At 44.5% G+C, this 18394-nt stretch carries 21 protein-coding genes; 9 read left to right on the plus strand and 12 right to left on the minus strand.

Going from position 1 to position 18394, the window contains the following annotated elements:
• The first annotated feature begins 29 nt into the window (after positions 1-29).
• The 3 genes from KFE26_RS05975 (at position 30) to KFE26_RS05985 (ending at position 2279) form a co-directional block, all read left to right on the plus strand.
• Positions 30-386: a YibL family ribosome-associated protein gene (locus KFE26_RS05975; RefSeq protein WP_028760414.1), complete on the plus strand. Its 357-nt coding sequence runs from the start codon at positions 30-32 to the stop codon at positions 384-386.
• Between the two features lie 273 nt (positions 387-659).
• The gene (gene ribA / locus KFE26_RS05980) at positions 660-1274 is read left to right on the plus strand and encodes a GTP cyclohydrolase II (protein ID WP_006087423.1); all 615 of its coding nucleotides are present in this window, start codon (positions 660-662) and stop codon (positions 1272-1274) included.
• 57 nt (positions 1275-1331) lie between these two features.
• Positions 1332-2279: a hypothetical protein gene (locus KFE26_RS05985; protein WP_028760413.1), complete on the plus strand. Its 948-nt coding sequence runs from the start codon at positions 1332-1334 to the stop codon at positions 2277-2279.
• A 52-nt stretch (positions 2280-2331) separates the two neighbouring features.
• On the opposite strand, the gene KFE26_RS05990 is transcribed toward KFE26_RS05985, so the two are convergent.
• The 5 genes from KFE26_RS05990 to KFE26_RS06010 all read right to left on the minus strand — a co-directional run bounded on the left by KFE26_RS05990 (position 2332) and on the right by KFE26_RS06010 (position 7587).
• Positions 2332-2787: a FlxA-like family protein gene (locus KFE26_RS05990; protein ID WP_028760412.1), complete on the minus strand. Its 456-nt coding sequence runs from the start codon at positions 2785-2787 to the stop codon at positions 2332-2334.
• Between the two features lie 169 nt (positions 2788-2956).
• Positions 2957-3340, minus strand: coding sequence for a VF530 family DNA-binding protein (locus KFE26_RS05995; protein WP_049821727.1), 384 nt, complete (start codon positions 3338-3340; stop codon positions 2957-2959).
• A 182-nt stretch (positions 3341-3522) separates the two neighbouring features.
• Complete coding sequence (locus KFE26_RS06000) at positions 3523-4983, minus strand: carbon starvation protein A (RefSeq protein WP_212599905.1); 1461 nt, start codon at positions 4981-4983, stop codon at positions 3523-3525.
• A 199-nt stretch (positions 4984-5182) separates the two neighbouring features.
• Positions 5183-5893, minus strand: a complete 711-nt coding sequence (btsR, locus tag KFE26_RS06005; protein ID WP_028760409.1) for a two-component system response regulator BtsR — start codon at positions 5891-5893, stop codon at positions 5183-5185.
• Positions 5890-7587 (minus strand): sensor histidine kinase, encoded by a 1698-nt coding sequence (locus KFE26_RS06010; RefSeq protein WP_028760408.1) that lies wholly within the window; start codon positions 7585-7587, stop codon positions 5890-5892. Before KFE26_RS06010 ends, btsR begins: the two co-directional genes overlap by 4 nt.
• Before the next feature lie 128 nt (positions 7588-7715).
• On the opposite strand from KFE26_RS06010, the gene KFE26_RS06015 reads away from it, so the two are divergent.
• Positions 7716-7958, plus strand: a complete 243-nt coding sequence (locus KFE26_RS06015; protein ID WP_028760407.1) for a YecH family metal-binding protein — start codon at positions 7716-7718, stop codon at positions 7956-7958.
• Between the two features lie 356 nt (positions 7959-8314).
• On the opposite strand, the gene KFE26_RS06020 is transcribed toward KFE26_RS06015, so the two are convergent.
• The 5 genes from KFE26_RS06020 to KFE26_RS06040 form a co-directional block, all read right to left on the minus strand.
• Entirely contained in the window at positions 8315-8659 is a 345-nt protein-coding gene (locus KFE26_RS06020) for a replication protein RepA (protein WP_028760406.1), read from the minus strand.
• Entirely contained in the window at positions 8646-9314 is a 669-nt protein-coding gene (locus KFE26_RS06025; protein ID WP_028760405.1) for an AAA family ATPase, read from the minus strand. The genes KFE26_RS06020 and KFE26_RS06025 overlap by 14 nt, the downstream gene beginning before the upstream one ends.
• A 76-nt stretch (positions 9315-9390) precedes the next feature.
• Positions 9391-9693, minus strand: a complete 303-nt coding sequence (locus tag KFE26_RS06030) for a PilZ domain-containing protein (RefSeq protein ID WP_212599906.1) — start codon at positions 9691-9693, stop codon at positions 9391-9393.
• Positions 9694-9851: 158 nt separating this feature from the next.
• The gene (locus tag KFE26_RS06035) at positions 9852-10256 is read right to left on the minus strand and encodes a phosphate-starvation-inducible protein PsiE (protein ID WP_028760403.1); all 405 of its coding nucleotides are present in this window, start codon (positions 10254-10256) and stop codon (positions 9852-9854) included.
• Positions 10257-10514: 258 nt separating this feature from the next.
• Positions 10515-11024 carry a DUF2062 domain-containing protein gene (locus tag KFE26_RS06040; RefSeq protein WP_028760402.1) on the minus strand — a complete coding sequence of 170 codons (510 nt, stop codon included), beginning with the start codon at positions 11022-11024 and terminating at the stop codon, positions 10515-10517.
• A gap of 32 nt (positions 11025-11056) precedes the next feature.
• Between KFE26_RS06040 and KFE26_RS06045 the strand changes: the two genes are divergently transcribed.
• The 4 genes from KFE26_RS06045 to KFE26_RS06060 are packed head-to-tail and all read left to right on the plus strand — an operon-like array spanning position 11057 to position 16402.
• Entirely contained in the window at positions 11057-13375 is a 2319-nt protein-coding gene (locus tag KFE26_RS06045; RefSeq protein ID WP_212599907.1) for a DNA internalization-related competence protein ComEC/Rec2, read from the plus strand.
• A gap of 32 nt (positions 13376-13407) precedes the next feature.
• On the plus strand, positions 13408-15216 hold the full coding sequence (gene msbA, locus KFE26_RS06050) for a lipid A export permease/ATP-binding protein MsbA (protein WP_105252892.1): 1809 nt from the start codon (positions 13408-13410) through the stop codon (positions 15214-15216).
• Positions 15217-16212 (plus strand): tetraacyldisaccharide 4'-kinase, encoded by a 996-nt coding sequence (lpxK, locus tag KFE26_RS06055; protein ID WP_212599908.1) that lies wholly within the window; start codon positions 15217-15219, stop codon positions 16210-16212.
• Between the two features lie 10 nt (positions 16213-16222).
• Positions 16223-16402, plus strand: coding sequence for a Trm112 family protein (locus KFE26_RS06060; RefSeq protein WP_006081200.1), 180 nt, complete (start codon positions 16223-16225; stop codon positions 16400-16402).
• Between the two features lie 137 nt (positions 16403-16539).
• Here the strand turns inward: KFE26_RS06060 and KFE26_RS06065 are convergent, their stop codons facing one another.
• Positions 16540-17001 (minus strand): hypothetical protein, encoded by a 462-nt coding sequence (locus KFE26_RS06065; protein ID WP_212599909.1) that lies wholly within the window; start codon positions 16999-17001, stop codon positions 16540-16542.
• A 131-nt stretch (positions 17002-17132) separates the two neighbouring features.
• Between KFE26_RS06065 and KFE26_RS06070 the strand changes: the two genes are divergently transcribed.
• On the plus strand, positions 17133-17822 hold the full coding sequence (locus KFE26_RS06070) for an energy-coupling factor ABC transporter permease (protein WP_212599910.1): 690 nt from the start codon (positions 17133-17135) through the stop codon (positions 17820-17822).
• A gap of 148 nt (positions 17823-17970) precedes the next feature.
• Here the strand turns inward: KFE26_RS06070 and KFE26_RS06075 are convergent, their stop codons facing one another.
• Complete coding sequence (locus tag KFE26_RS06075) at positions 17971-18327, minus strand: glutathione S-transferase N-terminal domain-containing protein (protein ID WP_028760396.1); 357 nt, start codon at positions 18325-18327, stop codon at positions 17971-17973.
• Positions 18328-18394 lie beyond the last annotated feature (67 nt).

Raw genomic sequence — 18394 nt, forward strand, 5'->3', positions numbered from 1 at the left:
GGCTAACTTAGGTAATTTAAGGTAACAGAATGAATTTAAAGCAAGAACTGCAGCAGCTTAACGATAAATTAGATAAATTTCGTCGTAAACTTGCTGCGGCTGAACAAAGAGGCGATGACGTCATTATTGCCCAGTTCAAACGCGAAATCGCTGCGGTCACTAAGCAAATCGGCAGTGTGAAAGGGCAACAAACCCGCCTATTGAATAAGCAAGGGTCAGATATCAAAGGTTTGCCTTTCCATCGTGCTTTGACAAAAGCGGAACAAGCGGACATGGGCAAACTGAAAAAGTCTGTCAAAGGGCTTGTGGTAATCCACCCTATGACGGCTATCGGCCGTGAAATGGGGCTAACGGAAGTTACTGGATACGCTCCCGCAAAATTTTAATGTGGGATTGGATGTCACTGGCACGGGATCGAGTGTCGATCGCGTGTTTGTGCTCCTTGTATTTAATGCACTGCTTCGTTTTAATCCATTCCTTCGTGCTGCCCATCGAAAAGACATTCATGTTTGGTTTAGTTGATTAAAACACTAAAGTATTTCTGGATTGTTCAAAAACACTTTAGAATAGTGCGCTTAGTTGGCTAAGTGCCTAATCCTCGTTTTGTTTCTAGGGATCTTATTCGTCTCATGGAATGAGAGTTGTCGTTAAGGTTAAGTATGTCGATAAAATATGTCGCGACGTCAAAGTTACCCACTCCTTGGGGCGTGTTTGCCATGCATGGTTTTGAAGATACCGAATCAGGTAAAGAGCATGTTGCGCTCACATTCGGTACACTCAGTGCGGATGAACCTGTGTTGGGCCGTATTCATTCCGAGTGTTTAACCGGCGATGCTTTATTTAGCTTGCGTTGTGACTGTGGTTTTCAGTTACAAGCTGCCATGCAAAATATTGCGGAAACGGGCAGTGGCTTTATCCTCTATTTACGCCAAGAAGGCCGTGGCATTGGTTTGCTGAATAAAATTCGCGCCTATGAGCTGCAAGATAAAGGCGCCAACACGGTTGAAGCCAACGAGCAACTCGGTTTCGAAGCGGATATGCGTAAATACGACATGATCAAGCCTATGCTGGAACAGATAGGGGTGAAGCATGTGCGTTTGATGACCAATAATCCGCGTAAAGTGAAAGCGATGAAGGAGTTTGGCATCGAAGTGGTTGAGCGCGTACCACTGCAAGTTGGTAAAAATCGTTATAACGAAGCGTACTTAAAAACTAAATCCACTGAGCTTGGACACATGATGTCTGAATATCATTTTATGGATGAAAATAAGTAGTTTTGTCATCATGATGAGTCGACCGATTGAGTTAAAAATGAGGAAGGTTTAAGTCAATTGAGCCATTGTTTCAGTCGGTTGCTATTAAGCTTGTCGCTAATGTGCTTGGCATTACTGAGCGTTATTCCTACCACCTTTGCCGATAGTGTCTCCGCTACAAATACATTCATATCTGCATCTCAAGCGGATGATTCCGGCTTTTCTATCAATCATGCACCTAATAGTAATGCTAATGGTAGTAATCCGATAGAAACTAGCACTAATCCAAATTCTGTTTACGCCTTTGGTAGTTATCTTGGCACTGGCGTTTACCGCGCTGCAAACCAAAATGCGACCGTCGTTAGTATTCCGTTAACTTTTGATTTGAAGAAAGATAGCGGTAGCCAAACTTGGTTACGTTTACCTATCTCCTTTGGCTTTTTTGATTATTTAGCCAAAGATATCACTGAAGGCGAGTTACCGTCGTCGATAGGTACTATGACAGTTACCCCAGGTTTTGAGCATCATTGGCAGGCGAGCGAAAATACTCGAATGGAAGGGTATTTAGATATCGGTTTTGGCACTAACTTCGATAAAAACGATAACGTTGCTATTATCGCCTCAGGGATCAGTAGCTTGTATGACTTTACCTTAGCAGGGCAGGATGCTGTGTGGGTATCGAGATTACGCTTTGCAGGGTACAGCGAGCACTATGGTAAGTTTTCGGATCAATTTGCAGTACTACAAACAGGTGTTGATTTAGGGTTAGCACCACGCTGGCAATGGTGGGATCTGCAGGTGCAACCAAGGATCTTTGCTGTAGGCTATTGGTATTTCAATGAACTTAGATTTATTAGCGAGATAGAGCAAGATACCATAGTTTCAGGCAGTTATGAGGCCGGTTTTTCCCTCGCGTTTTCTAAGCTGTTAGGCGGTGAATTATTGAGTGTTGATCGCATCGGATTCAGTTATCGTCGTGGCGATGGGCTCAATGTTTGGCGTTTAATGTTTAGCTTTCCTATCTAGGTTATCATCCATTACGGGCTGTATTACAAAGACTATTGGTCAGTTATCTTGTCTAAGCTGACTTTTGCGCGTCGCGCATCTTCTTATCAGTCAAGGTTGCTATTTGACTACTTAGCTGCATTATTTGTTCTTGGATTAACTTACGTTGTTGCTCTGCAACCTCAGAGTCATCTCCTTTAAGTTTGGCCAGCATTTTTTGTAGTGCTTTGATCTGCTCTTTTATTTTCTGGATCTGTTGGTCGATTAACGTCATAGGCTCTTCTGACGCATCATTTTCTGTTCCATCTTTTTTGGCTGCAGCATTGTCTCTTAAAGGGGCACCTACATCTGCGGACAATGCGGCGCGGCCGGCTGAAGAAATGGAGACTGTGTCTTGAGTATCCTGCGCATCTGCTGTCGATTCATTAGTCGCCGTTTTTGTTGTGGCAGGAGTTGCTGCGATATATGCGCTCGATACCGGAGTGAAAGTTGAGCCGATTGTGGCACTGTTTATTCCATTAATGCTCATTCTATACTCCATTAGATGCAAACTGTGTTGATACTCAAATCGCTATCGGCCATTAATTGAAAAACTGAAGCTAATTTTTGGCTTCTTTGGCAAAAAGCGTGATAGTGCTGATGACAATACAGCCCTCAAGTGAGGGCTGTTCACGTTTTATGGCTGCAGAGGGCGAAGATTAACTGTTACCCCAAATATGGCTATTTACTTTGTCATCTGTGTTAGGTTTATCGCTTTTAGCTGACTTGTCAGGGGGAGTTTGATTGGTTTTCTTCGTCGCAATTTTTGCCGCAGGCTTCTTAGCCGTTTGACTAGAGTCTGCTTTGGGTGGCGGCAAGGGTAATTTATTGGCTCTTAAATAAAGATATTCGACTTTATCCCGCGCCCACTCTGTTTTTCTCAAAAAACGTAAACTGGATTTGATGCTGGGATCGTGGGTAAAACAGCGGATATTAATTCTTTCACCTAATTCTTCCCAGCCGTATTTCTCGACTAAATAAGTGATGATCGTTTCCAGTTTAATGCCGTGGAGCGGGTTATTCGATTGATTCATATTATGCATGTTGCAGTGTGCTATGGCGGGAGTATAGCAGTTTTGTATGCCTGATACAGTGTGGAATGGTATCGAGTCAAGCTTGAATACCTTGCTAGCTTAAACCTGTGATAGCTGTTATTGGTGGAGCAGTATGATCAAAACAGGCGCAATAAAGCGCCTGTTTTAGGTTGGTCATTTGAATTGTTTGACTAGTCTTTGACTGTCTCTTTAAGCTCTGTTTCAACCAGTAAATCAATTTCGCCTTTACCTTTGGTTTTCACAATCAAGAGTGCTGTAATCACTAAGGTTGTGACTATGCCCGCTATGGTTGATACCGTCATAGGTAAACCGGCACCTAAGGTTGACGAGTTCAGTAGGAAGGTGATAACCACAGTGGTCATAAACATCGCTGGAATTGTCGCAATCCAATGTAGTTTGTTATGTCGTAGCAGGTAAGCCGAAGCCGTCCACAGCATTAATACTGCAGTGGCTTGGTTTGCTACACCGAAGTAGCGCCAAATCACACCAAAGTCCACTTGGGTCAATATGCCGCCGATAACAAACAGTGGGAGAGCTAACACTAAGCGCTTTGGTAGTGAGATTTGTGGCATATTGAAAAATTCAGCCAGAATCAAACGCGCAGAGCGGAAAGCCGTATCGCCTGAGGTAATCGGCAGAATAATCACCCCTAGGATAGCCATAAAGCCACCGATAGCGCCTAACAGACCGGTAGAGGCCTCATAGACGACGTTGGCAGGGTTACCTGACATACCCGCACTCAACCCTTCTATTCCGCCAAAGTAAGACAACGCGATGGCACACCAAAGCAATGCGATTATGCCTTCGCCAATCATGGCACCAAAGAAGACGAAGCGACCATTTGTCTCGTTTTCAACGCAGCGGGCCATTAACGGTGATTGAGTAGCATGGAAACCCGATACCGCGCCACAGGCAATAGTGATGAATAGGGCAGGCCAAAGTGGCATGTCGTTCGGATTTAAGTTTTGGAAGAAATCGCCCGCTTGTACGTTAGGCAGTAAGGTATGCTCGCTTGATAGCATAATTGCGAAAGCTAAACCAAACGACATGAAGAACAATAAAGCGCCAAAGAAGGGGTACAGACGACCGATAATTTTATCGACAGGTACCACAGTTGCAATCAGGTAATAGACGAAGATTATACCAACGAAGATACTGACATCCCAACCAGTAAGCTTGCCAAGTAAGCCTGCAGGCGCAGAGATAAAGACCACACCGACTAGCAGTAACAGCACAATAGCAAACACGTTCATGAAGTGTTTGGCGCTCTTACCTAAATACTTACCCGCAAGGTTTGGCACGGATTGACCGCCATTGCGCACTGACAACATACCGGAGAAGTAGTCATGTACTGCACCTGCAAAGATACAGCCAACCACAATCCACAACATGGCTGCAGGACCATAGAGTGCACCTAAGATAGGACCAAAAATTGGGCCTACGCCTGCAATGTTTAATAATTGAATTAGATAGACTTTGCCTTTAGACATAGGCACAAAGTCGACGCCATCAGTTTGACTGAAAGCGGGTGTTTGACGATTAGCGTTAATGCCGAAGACTTTCTCGACAAAGGCGCCGTAGATAAAGTAGCCGCCGATCAGTAGACCGACACAGAGTAGGAACCACATCATTTTTGTTATCTCCCCATTTGAGTTCTGGCGAGTGTAAACAAGTTGTTGATATAAAACTTTATAATCTCAATGAGTGGTCGAAAATGCAGTGTGAGCGGCAATAGGCGAGCTTAAGTGGTTACCATTTTATGTTAACGGTGAGTGTTGTTGGCTATCTTATGGCTAAAAATACATCGCTAAGATGACTTTTGGATTGTGTTTATTGAAAGCCAAATAGCTGTTTAAGGCTTTTAAGATAGCGGCGTGATACGGGGACTTTATCGCCTAAATGAGTGGTGACTTCAGCCCCAGTATCTAACAGCTCAATTTCAGCAATCGCCTTAGGTGAAATTAAATACTGCCGATGGCAGCGCACCAGTGGGGTTTTTTCTTCGAACACTTTCAAGGTCAACTGGGTATGGACTTTGCCTTTCGTGCTGGCCACATGGATGCCGCTTAAGTCACTGAACACATATTCCACATCTTGGATTGCAATGACTTTGAGTTTATTGCCGCTGTAGCAGGGAATATGTTCAAGACTCTTTGGGGTAATGGAGTCCATAGCCTGAGGCGTTAGATTTTTACGCACACGAGTGAGGGTTTTACTGAGTCTGTCGGCATCTATGGGTTTGAGTAAATAATCGAAGGCATGATTGTCGAAGGCTTTGACGGCAAACTCGTCGTAGGCGGTGACAAACACGATTTTCGGCATGTCATCGGGGTCGAGCATTGCAATAAGTTCCATGCCCGAAATGCGTGGCATTTGGATATCAAGAAAGATTAACTGAGGTTTTTCTTTGGTTATGCTCTGTAATGCCTCAATAGCATTGGCGCATTGACCGACGATTTGGATGTCGTGTTCTTGCCCCAAAAGGTCAGCTAACTCTTCACGAGCAAACAGCTCATCATCGACAATTAAACAAGTGATCACGTGCGGTTATCCATATTTGATGTTTCAGGGCTTTCTATGGGCAACCTTATGGTGACACGAGTCAATTGATCGGGCTCGCACTCCACTGTCACGCCGTATTGTTCGCCAAAAATATTTTGAATTCGCTTATGCACTAAGTTCATCCCTAGGCCTTCTGAGCCCTCAATGGGCTGATACAACCCGGCATTGTCTGTGACTTCTAGCTCCAGCACATCATTTTCGAGCTTGCCAGTCACTTTAATCTGCCCTTGCTCAATCATGTGCGAAGTGCCGTGCTTTACGGCATTCTCAATAATTGGCTGCAGGGTAAAGGCGGGGACTTTACAGTGGTAGAGTGATTCAGGTATCGCGATACTGACTTGTAATTTATCAATAAAACGCGCTTTTTCAATGGTGAGATAGGACGCTATGTGATCTAGCTCATCCCCAAGCGTCACTAAGCCTGTCGTTCGCTTTAAATTGATCCGTAAAAATTGTGATAACTGCTGCAGTAGCTGCTTAGACATATCAGGATCACGTTTGATAATCGCGCTAATGGTATTCAGTGCATTAAATAAAAAGTGCGGATTGACCTGAGCCTGCAGCAATTTAAGTTCGGCTTGAGTTAGTAGATTTTGCTGTTGCTCAAAACGCCCATAAAGAATTTGGTTTGATAACAGACGGGCAATACCTTCACCTAAAGTACGGTTGATATTCAAAAAAAGTTTATTCTTAGGCTCATAGAGTTTAATCGTGCCAATGACCTCGGTATCACTGCGCAGCGGGATCACTAGACTTGACCCTAGACGGCAATGAGAAGAAATAGAGCATGCATAGGGCGTTTCAACGCCATCGGCGAACATGACCTTATTTTGATTGATGGCTTCTAAGGTGATTTTAGATGAAATCGGTGTACCAGGGAGATGGTGATCGGCGCCTATGCCAATAAAGGCTAACAGTTTTTCCCTGTCCGTGATGGCCACAGCACCCACATTGGTTTCTTCGATGACGATTTGGGCGACGTGACTACTACTTTCTTCGTTAAATCCTTTGGATAGTAATCCGACACTGCGTTCGGCAATTTTTAATGCCTTAGTCGAAAAGCTCGATGAGAGTTTATCAAACATGGTTTTTTGGTCACGGATCATGCTCATAAAGAGTGCCGCTCCCACGGAGTTCACTAACAACATGGGCGGCGCGATTTGACGTACCAATTCCCATGCATCATCGAAGGGGCGTGCGACCAAAAGTATGATGCTCATTTGCATCATTTCAGCATAAAAAGTCACTAGGCAAACGAGTAATGGATTGTAGATGAGCTCACTTTTATCTGCGCGTCTTAAGTAGAAGCTTATCATCCCTGCGGATAAGCCTTCTAAGGTGGTGGAGATGGCGCAGGCTATATCAGTAAAGCCGCCCATACTGTAGCGGTGTAGCCCACCAGTCAGCCCCACCAGAAAACCAGTAACCGGTCCTCCTAATAATCCGCCTAAAACGGCGCCCATAGCACGAGTGTTGGCAATCGCTCCTGAGGTTTGCTCACCAAAATAAGTGGCCATGATGCAGAAACTCGAAAAAATCAGATACATAAAAATCTTATGTGGCAGACGAGGAGACGTTTCAGCAAACAGTTTAAACAGCGGTGTTTTACTGACTAAGTAAACGATCACTAAGTACAGCGACATCTGTTGGGTCAGTAATAGGATCAAAGACATAATGGCTCACATTATCGTCACAGATGTCGGCGCAGTCGTCCCCATTTGAAAGTTTGTGCGCGAGATCAGGGTTCGAATTTAACCGTTAGGATATAAAGAACAATAATATTGCATCTTTAGGAGGACATATGTCCAATTCTGTTCACGGTCATGATGTTATGGCGCTGATGGTAGCTCAAGGGGCCGCTATTATAAAGCCTGAATTAATTTCCATGATGGAGCAAAAGTTTGGCTCGGCGGCTCGATACCATACTTGTAGTGCAACTGATTTGAGTGCCGAAGCATTAATTGAGTTACTCATAGGTAAAGGTAAGTTTTACGAAACGTCCCAAGGTATACAACTTGTAGCAGGGCGAAAGTGTGAGCATTAATACCCATCGTATTAAATATCTGTTCATTCAGCGGGAGCTCAAAGCGCTTTAGACAAGGCAAAGGCTTGAAGGCATAGCGGTGCTCTGTCCAAAGCATTAAACGCTGTATAAGCGTGTTGCCATGCAGTGAATATCAGCCGCCCTTCGGGAGCCACAGGCATTCCACTCCGGTGTTGCATTACTTAAAAGGGAATGACCATTTCTGCATCAATGCGCCTTGGATTGAGATGCCAGTGAGGCTCTGAACTGACTAACTATTTAATGTGATTGGTATAATACACAGTGACCATAGCGTACTCATTTTATTTGGCTGGTTAGTTTTTAGTCACTTAGATGTGTAATTATTTTGTTGAAGCTTAGGCTTCATCGTGGCGCTTATTTGCAATTTGCTCCTGCTGTGCGGGAGTGAGTTGGGTAAATTCATTGATCAAAATACGCAGTAATCGAGATTTTGCAATATTGGTGGATTTCGATAGGGCGTCAAGCTGAGAAATACTGTTTTCAGTGAGGGTAAAGGTCGCGTGGCGATAAATCTTAGTCGATTTTTTATCTAAGCCCTTAACTATGGTGTGTGTGGTGGGCGCAGCTAATAAACTCGCCTTACCTAAGGCGTAGTTATTGGCATCTTCAATGAAATCATCGACAGAAACCGGCTTGATGATTTGCTTAGGTTTCTTACGTTTAAGATCAGTTAAGCTCATAGCTATTTTCTGGTGGCATTGCGAATAACTCATCCGCTATGGCGCGGATCTCATCGGCTGCTTTCCCATCGGGTTCTATTTCGACGACTGAAGAGCCTCTTTCTTCACTGTCATCATAAATATTTCGGCAAAATGTAACTGAATTTAGCACTCTTAGTCCAAAGGATTGCACCACATCTTTGGCTTCTAAAATGCGTTTAAACTGTGTAGGAAGCGCTGGACATTGGGTTAGCACTATAGTCGCGATCATTTTAGGATTCACCATCTTACACGTACTTAGCATGTCTTCCATGTGGGGTAATGTTTTGAGATCGCGTCTTTTGGGTCTGAGGGGGATCACAACATAAGTCGCTACCGACATAGCTGCGCGCATGGCTAAGTTATCTTGGCCACCACAATCTACAATTACGTAGTCAAAACGCTCATTGAGGCTGAGTAAATCATTACGAATCTTGCCGTAAAGTTGGATGCAATTAATACTTGGGAGGCTTGGATCATTATTTCTTGCTTGGATCCAATCTGAAGTCGTGCGTTGGGGATCACAATCGACCATGAGGACGTTTGCCTGAAATTTTTGCTTAATATAAACGGCAAGATTTTGAGCGAGACAACTTTTTCCGCTACCACCTTTTTCACCACCTACCAGCAAGATCATACTGACGCCCCTTAATGAATTGTTCAATTCATTGAGTGTAGAACAGAGCCATTAAAGCTGCGAAATTTAAGTTAAATTAAAGCAGTTGCATGGCAATGTGGTAGCTTTGGTCGTGGCATTTTGCGCAGCGGCAGACTTGTCCTTTAACGGTATTTTGTTGGGTTGAATTGGGATTAAAGGTCACTTCGATGAGTTCGCCCAGTGCAAACGGATTTTTATAATCGAATAAAATGCCGCGTCTTGCTAAGTCGATACACACACCTTCATCTGTTTGCTTCATGCCTTGAGTGTCGATCCAATTCAAGACCACGCGCTCTGCTTCCATGTCGACTCGCAGTGATGTGCGTTTTTCTTCAAAACCAGTAGTATGGTCACCCATAACTCAATTGCCCCGTAAATTATTGATCTCAGTAAAACTAGCATAATTGCTTTTTGGCAGAATACCAATGTGAAAGCTAGGTCTTTGATAATAGTTTTAAAACGAGAACAGCAGGTGCCATTGATTTAGGTTTCAATAGCACCAACTCAGGTATTTGATTAATTGTCGTATTCTTGATTTTTTGGATAAGGCATTTTTAATTGGCCCCAACGAATCACAATCACGGTTGCCGCTAAAATTAGCGTCGATAATGATATTGCTGCGATACGCCAGTCTTCCATGCTCTTCATATCTAAGATTAGGTAACGGGCCAAGGCGACAATCGCAATATAAAGCGGCATACGTACTGGTAACTTACCGGATTCATAGTAGTTAGCCACCATGGCTAACACTTCTAAGAAAATAAATAACAAGAGTAAATCGGCCAGTGCGACCATACGTACAGAGATGATATGCACAATTTCTTGGCCTATTGCGACAACGGTGGCAATGGCAATAATAAATAGGACTAAGTGTTCAACGGCTTTAAGGCTTTTAGAACCATATTGATGATAAAAAGGCATGGATATTCCCTACTTGATGTTTTTATAAATAGTAACAGCAAAAATCTGTTTTTAGGGAAAAGCTAGGCGCCGCTGTGTGATTTAATTCACAGATATGTACGATCTTAAATTCGGCGCAAAGTGGAGTTAATGTGGTTGTATTGTAGAAGGTGATTTATATGATGAACAAAAGGGAAGCGAGAGCGAATGTGTTAATCCGCTTATGCTGTTACCTCGACTCAATCGTTGTACCAACATAAGCGGTTTGAATATAAAAGATTATTTATTCTTGCGTTTCTGCCACTTAAACATAATTGAATATTTCCACAGATTATTAATCAGCAAATAACCGACAGCGGAAAAAACCACTCCTAGCACGAGACACCCGAGTAAGAATGCCGGACCTATAGTCGCAAGCGATGCTTCAATCCATTGCCAACTTGCTTCGAAGGCAAAATCTTGCGGAGCATGGCCGAGTATTTTAGCACCGAGTAAATACGCCCCATAAAACATCACTGGCATAGTTAAGGGATTGGTTATCCATACTAATGCAACTGAAACAGGAATATTAACGTTAAATAGAATGGCAAAAGCCGCTGCAACAACCATCTGAAATGGCATGGGGATCCAAGCGACAAATAACCCTACGGCAAATGCGCCTGGGGCGGATTTTCGATTAAGTGCCCATAGATTGGGATTATGTAACAAGCGTCCGAACATGCGTAAGTGTTTATGCTCACGCAAGGTTTCAGGCTTAGGCATAAATCTTTTAATTAATTTTTTTGGCATATGCTGAAATTGCTGTCTTAACTTAATTCACTATGAATCGATTCATGTTTGGCTTTAGTGCCATCTTATTATCAGCGATGTTATGGCCTTCGCTGCCGCCAGTCAGTTACATACCCTACCTTGTTGTTGGGGCGTTAATCTTACACCGAAAAATCCCTGTCTGTGCAGGTGGGCTCTTTGCGGTAGCATGGCTAACTGGTTTTTGCTTAGGATTATCTAGGCAGGATTTGCCAGTGTTACAACAACCTATACAGGTAAGGGGCGAAATCATATCACTAGTTAGTCGAAACAGCGACTGGCTAAGTTTGGATATATCGCTCATTAAACCAAATTTAATCTTAGGGCCAAACGCAAAATTGCGACTCACGTGGAAAGATCCGCCAGAAGTCGATGTGGGTCAGGTTTGGCTGTTTACGTTGACACCTAAGAGCATTGCTAGCGTGCTAAATCAAGGCGGCTACAACGAACAAAAACAATTAATCAGTCAACATGTTGTCGGTAAAGGACGAGTGATTGAGGCGCAGTTACTTGCGGTTTCGCCTTCATTGCGTAATGACCTCATAAGCGCATTGACACCTGAATTAGCCTCTTTACCTCAAGGTGACATTTTACTCGCTTTGCTTTTGGGGGATAAGCATTTGATCTCACAAGCTCGTTGGCAAGCACTAAGGCAGACTGGCACTGGCCATTTAGTGGCGATTTCCGGTTTGCACCTCTCCGTTGTCGCGGCATGGGTATACGCTTGCCTTTTGTTTGGATTGAGTCGTTTAGTGTCACATCAGAGTCGACGGAATATGACTTTTGCGTTAGTCGCGGCAGGTATAGGCGCCGCATTTTATGCTTATCTTGCAGGCTTTGGTGTGTCGACTCAGCGTGCACTCGTGATGATTTTACTGTTAATGCTACTGAGTTTATTAAAGCGATTTTCTACTGCGTGGGAGCGCTTGCTGTTTGCATTGTTTGTCGTATTGTTACTCGACCCGCTTGCTTGTTTAAGTGCGGGTTTTTGGCTGTCGTTTTGTGCTTTAGGGGTGATTTTATATACCTTAGTCATCCAGCCCAAAGAGTTTACGGCTGTGTCGACTCGAAGGACGCGTGTAGGCGCGGGGCTTTTGCAATTTTGGGCTATCCAATGGCGCCTGAGCCTTGGGCTTGGATTACTGCAAGGAGCACTCTTTGGTGGTGTGAGTTTACACAGCTTGTGGATGAATATCCTAGCTGTGCCATGGTTTAGTTTTGTTGTTATCCCATTAGCCATGGCGGGATTTATATGCTGGTGGTTTGGAACTGCGTTTGGGTTCTCTTGGTTGGGACTGCTTCGCCTAAGTGATTGGAGTTTATCACCCTATGCGCAGTTGCTAGACATAAGCCAGCAATTGCCAGCCCATTGGTTAGCGCTTTCAGATACGATATTAGCCTTTGGGTTATACGCGCTCATCGGTGGTGTGTTATGGCGCTATGTGCCTAAAAATAAAAATTATACTTCTTGGTTAAGCCTGCTGAGTTTACTGTTTATTCCCGCTTTGCTTTTCTGTATTACGCTGTGGTCACCCTTTCAAAATAATCGATGGGCTATGCATTTACTGGATGTGGGCCAAGGTTTAGCTGTGGTTATTGAAAAGAATGGTAGAGGGCTGGTCTACGACACCGGTGCCGCCTTTGGTGATGACTTTAGTTATGCGGAGCGGGTGATATTACCTTTCCTAAAAGCTAAAGGCATTCAAGAGATTGATTATATTGTTATCAGCCATAGCGATAACGATCATGCAGGTGGTGCCCCTGTTTTGATTGAGGCTTACCCTAAGGCTTTAGTGATCACAGACGTGGCTGGTTTTAGCGGCCAAGATTGCCGCCCAAGGCTAATTCAATGGCAAGGGTTGAGTTTGAATTTGCTTTCTCCGCCTCAAGCGTTAGCGGGTAATAATGGTTCCTGTGTTATACGCATTGATGATGACAGGCAGAGTCTACTGCTTACGGGGGATATCGAAAAGCAAATCGAAACTTCGCTATTAAGTCGTGCCCTAAGTGGTGAGCATGAGTTACAAAGTCAAGTGCTCGTTGCGCCCCACCACGGCAGTAAAACCTCGTCAACTGAAGCCTTTATTGATGCTGTTGCCCCCAAGTTAGTCTTGTTTCCTGCTGGTTTTGCTAATCGCTGGGGGTTTCCAAAATCCACAGTGGTTGAACGGTATCAGCAACGGGAGATTATGGGCCTAACTACAGGTATAGAAGGGCAGATTAGTGTGATTTTTCAGCAGTCTGAGCGAGAGGTTAAGACCTATCGTGGTGATTTAGCGCCATTTTGGTACAACTCTCTGTTTAGATTTGGTGACTTGATTAATCCAGAGTAGAATGCCTACTTTGCCATAATTTAGTGTTATCAATGACAACATCTCCTAAAGACGAAATGTGGACAGTTTTCAAACGATTACTGGGCTATATAAAACAGATGAAAGGCATGTTTATGCTTTCAGTTGCGGGATTAATTATTTATGGTCTCGTCGATGCCGCCTTTATCGCTTTCATCGGCCCCTTTATTGATAAGGGTTTCTCCGGCGGCGCACCTGCTGCGGTGACCAACGGCATAGCATTACCAACCAGTGAAGGTTTCCACGCAAACAACGACGTGCTTATGATGGCGCCGCTTGTGGTTATCGTTATGTTTTCCCTACGTGGCTTTGCTAACTTTGTTTCGACTTACGGCATTTCATATATGAGTGCACGTTTGATCATGGACATGCGTCAGCAAGTGTTTGAGCATTATCTGAGCCTGCCTGTCAGTTATATGGATAAGGAAAATACCGGTAACTTGATCTCAAAAGTGACTTTTGATACTGAGCAAATCGCTCGAGCATCGGGAAGTGCTTTGATTTCCATCGTCCGCGATAGTGTGACCGTGTTTGGTATGCTGGTGCTGATGTTCTATAACTCTTGGAAACTATCCCTCTGTATTCTTGTGATTGGTCCTATCATGGGCATGGTCATTGCGGTGGTTAGTCGTCGTTTTCGCAAAGTCTCTAAGCAAATTCAAACAGCCATGGGCGGGGTGAGTGCGACTACGGAGCAAATGATTAAAGGCCATAAAAACGTATTGGCCTTTGGTGGACAGGAAACAGAAGCAACCCGTTTTGCTAAAGTAAACGATCAAAACCGCCATCAAAATATGAAGTTAGCTGTGGCACAAGCCATTAGTCAGCCTCTGATCATGATTATTGGTTCATTCGCCTTAGCCTTTGTACTTTATGCGGCAAGCTTAGACAGCATGAAAGCCGATCTTACCGCGGGTACCTTCGCGACGATTCTTGGCGCCATGATGGCCATGTTACAGCCAATTAAAAACTTAACCCGAGTGAATGCCGAATTTCAACGGGGTATTGCGGCTTGTACCACAGTGTTTGAATTACTGGATACGCTGCCAGAGTCCGATACGGGAACTTATACTGTCGAGCGTGCTAAGGGTCATCTACGTTTTGATAATGTGTGTTTTACCTATGACAGCCAAGATCGTCGTGCACTTGAGAATGTCGATTTTGAAGTCAAACCCGGGCAAACCTTAGCCTTAGTTGGACGTTCTGGCTCAGGTAAGTCGACTATTGCGAGTTTAGTGACCCGTTTTTACACGGGCCTTGAATCCGGCGATATTCTGCTTGATGACGTCAGCATCTACGATTACTCGCTAAAATCGCTACGCAATCAAGTGGCACTGGTATCGCAACAGGTGACCTTGTTCAATGACACGATAGCCAATAACATCGCTTACGCCTATCCCGGTGAGGCGACTCGTGAGCAGATCATTGAAGCTGCGACCTTGGCCTATGCGATGGAGTTTATTGATCAGCTGCCCCAAGGCCTTGATACCCAAGTGGGTGAGAATGGTGTGTTATTGTCTGGTGGGCAAAGACAGCGGATTGCGATTGCGCGCGCTATGCTACGTGATGCGCCCGTGTTGATCCTCGATGAAGCGACCTCTGCACTGGATACTGAGTCAGAAAAAGCCATTCAAAAAGGGTTAGATAACCTCAGACAAAACCGCACATCTGTAGTGATCGCCCACAGGTTGTCGACCATCGAGAGTGCCGATCAGATTTTAGTAGTCGATCAGGGGCGTATCGTCGAGCGCGGGACGCACCAATCACTATTGGAATTAGATGGCATGTACGCCAAATTATACCAAATGCAATTTGGTAGTTAGATGCAGGCCTTAGTGAATAAAATCTGGTATCAGGGCCATCCAGTGCGATGGCTCTTGTTACCTTTATCTGGCTTATTCGCGGTTATCACTTATGTGCGCCGCGCTTTGTTTCACCTCGGGATGAAATCACAAACTGCAATGCCTGTACCTGTCATCGTCGTCGGTAATATTACCGTCGGTGGCAGCGGTAAGACGCCAACTGTGATTTATCTGATTGAATTACTGCGCCAACATGGATTTCACCCCGGTGTGATCAGTCGTGGTTACGGTGTTGATATTCAAGGCGTTAAATCGGTTTGCTTAGGTGCAAGTGCGGCAGAGGTGGGTGATGAACCTGCCATGATAGTGGCGCGTACTCAAGTGCCTATGGTGGTTGGCGCTAAACGGGTCGATGCGGCTAATGCGCTTATTGCTGAGTTTGGTGTTGATGTCATCATCTGTGATGATGGCCTACAGCATTATGCTCTGGCACGCGATATTGAGCTAGTGGTGATTGATGGTCAGCGCGGTTTAGGCAATGGCTTGCTATTGCCAGCAGGTCCATTGCGTGAAGGCGCGTGGCGTCTCGATACCGTGGATTTTATCGTCAGTAATGGCGGCCCAGCGGCAAAAGGGCAGTTCGAAATGCAACTGACACCTACGGCAGTGAAGCCTGTTAAATGTGATGCGACGTCTGGTGAATATACTTTCGATAAGTCTCTGCCGCTCGTTGCGATGGCGGGCATAGGTAATCCAGCGCGCTTCTTTGAATCGTTGCGCGCACAAGGCTATCAACTGGCCTTCTGCCATGGTTTTGATGACCATCAGGCCTACGATAAAACCCAGTTAGGTGATTTAGCCCAAGGCTTGCCACTGTTGATGACTGAAAAAGATGCGGTTAAATGTCGCGATTTTGCACAAGAAAACTGGTGGTATTTGGCGGTCGATGCCAAGCTATCCCCACAATTTGATGAACAGCTGCTCGCACGTCTTCGTGAAGTGGCTGCAGCTAAATAAGGAAACTTCCATGGCATTTGATAAAAAATTGTTAGATATAGTGGCTTGCCCTGTGTGTAAGGGTAAACTTGAGTACGATAAAACGACGCAGCAGTTGATTTGTAAGGCAGATAAGCTTGCTTATCCGATCACTGAAGGTATCCCTGTGTTATTGGAAAATCGTGCTGTGCCACTGACCGAATCAGTCTAGTGTGATGTGAATGCGCGTATTGTCTCATACGCGCATGCTTGCTTTTTATTCTGCTTATTATCGTTTTAGCTATTTTTAGCCGATTTCAGTTTTTTGTATTAGCAACTGTGCATGTTTCTTCATTACTTTGAGTTTAGTTAATAGCTCATAAATTTTTGTTTATCAGCATTGGTTGCACCCTCTTGGCACTCACCGCGGATTTCTCCTCGACCGGGCTCGATAATTCGGCTTAATTCAATATAACCTTCGCGGCAATAACCCGTCATTTCAAGGGTTTTGATTAAACCTAAATCAACCTGTCTCCCCCAAATTTCTAATGAGTCCTGTAGATCTTGCATCGCGCGACGTTGCTCACGGGGATCTTGCATATTACGTATGCGTGCCTCGTGTGGAAAAGGGCGCTCTGTCTCATTCATTGTCGACTTTTCATCGACCAGACGCGCTTTGTAGCTGAAGAGTTTAAGGCCATCGCTTTTAATATCTGTCGTCAACTTATCCCGTAATTTTCCGGCGAGTTCACTCGGGTCAATTGGCGCACTGCTGCAGGCGATGAGCGAGAAACAACTTAAGATGGCAAGGCTGAGATATCGAAACGGCATAATCAAATTTAACTCTTAGTTATTAACTGACAGAAGAATACCTTAATATGGCCCTAAAGTTCATGGATTTATGGCATTCTCATAGGCTGAGTACGCGCCGATAGGTGTAATGGATTAAGGATGGGCGAGTAATGTTGGCGTTTTGGTCGAATAAATGGGCGCAAATCGAATGGGATATGAGCCTGACTCAAGGTATATGCCTTATGTTCTTGGCGTTATGGATCTACGCCATATGGCCAAAAGAAGAGTTAGTGCTGCTCCGGCGGGATAAACATCTCCAATTACGTTTGTTGCTGACGTTGGTGGGGATCAATGCGCTGTGGTCGTTAAATGCCAGTATTCAAACAGGGTTGCATCTGCATTTTCTGGGAGTTGTCACTTGTATGCTGATGTTCGGCTGGCGTCTTGCGACCCTAGTGTTGCTGTTGCCGAGCGCTTTTTTTAGTCTTTTTGTATTAAAGCAGCCCGCTGATTTTGGTGCTTTTAGTCTGTTTGCTATGGCTGTGCCGCTGTTCCTGTGTTTTATCCTATACAGTCGCAGTTACCATTTATTTCCTAAGCATATTTTTGTATTCATCTTCGTCGGTGGTTTTATCAATGCGGGCCTCTCAACTGTGTTTCATCAATTGAGTTGGGCGATGTGGTTGTGGTCTGCAGCGGATTACGATTGGAATGTGTTAGTGGACGACTACCTGATGCTAATCCCTTTGCTGGCATTCCCTGAGGCATTGCTTAATGGCATGGCAGTGACGCTATTGGTGGTGTATCAGCCCCAGTGGTTATTTGATTATTCTGACCGTGAATATTTGTGGCGTAAGTAAATGCGATAAAACAACGCAATAAAAGAACTGCGCCCTAAACCTCGTCATTCCAACGTAAAGCCCTTTGTAAGGAGCCCATTGAACAGACGATTGAAAAGTTTACTGGGCGCACTTATTTGTATATTTGCGCTGACCGTTGCGCCGTGATTTAGGCGAAGCGTTGGTCTAAGTAGTTAATGATTTCTTTTGATTCATATAACCACTGTACTTGACCGTTTTCTTCAATCCGCAGACAAGGCACTTGCTGTTTGCCGCCTTGAGCGATGAGTTCATCTTTATGCGGCGCTTTTTTAGCGTCGTGGGTCACTATGTTGAGTCCTTGGCGACGCATTGCACGGCGGACTTTTACACAAAATGGGCATGCAGGATATTGATACAGGGCTAAGGCTTGAGTTTGAGCATCAATTTTTTGTTGCTCAGCCAGTGGACGTTGGCGCTTCTTAGGGCTAAATACGAAGTTTAAAAACAGAATAATCCTGCCTAAAATCCAGCGAATGATAAACATGTTATTGACCTTAATGATAATTTTTGTGGAAGAACATTTGTGCGTCATGGCGCCACAGAAAGCGTGC

Source organism: Shewanella sp. M16, from assembly GCF_018224605.1.
Taxonomy (GTDB): Bacteria; Pseudomonadota; Gammaproteobacteria; order Enterobacterales; family Shewanellaceae; genus Shewanella; species Shewanella oncorhynchi.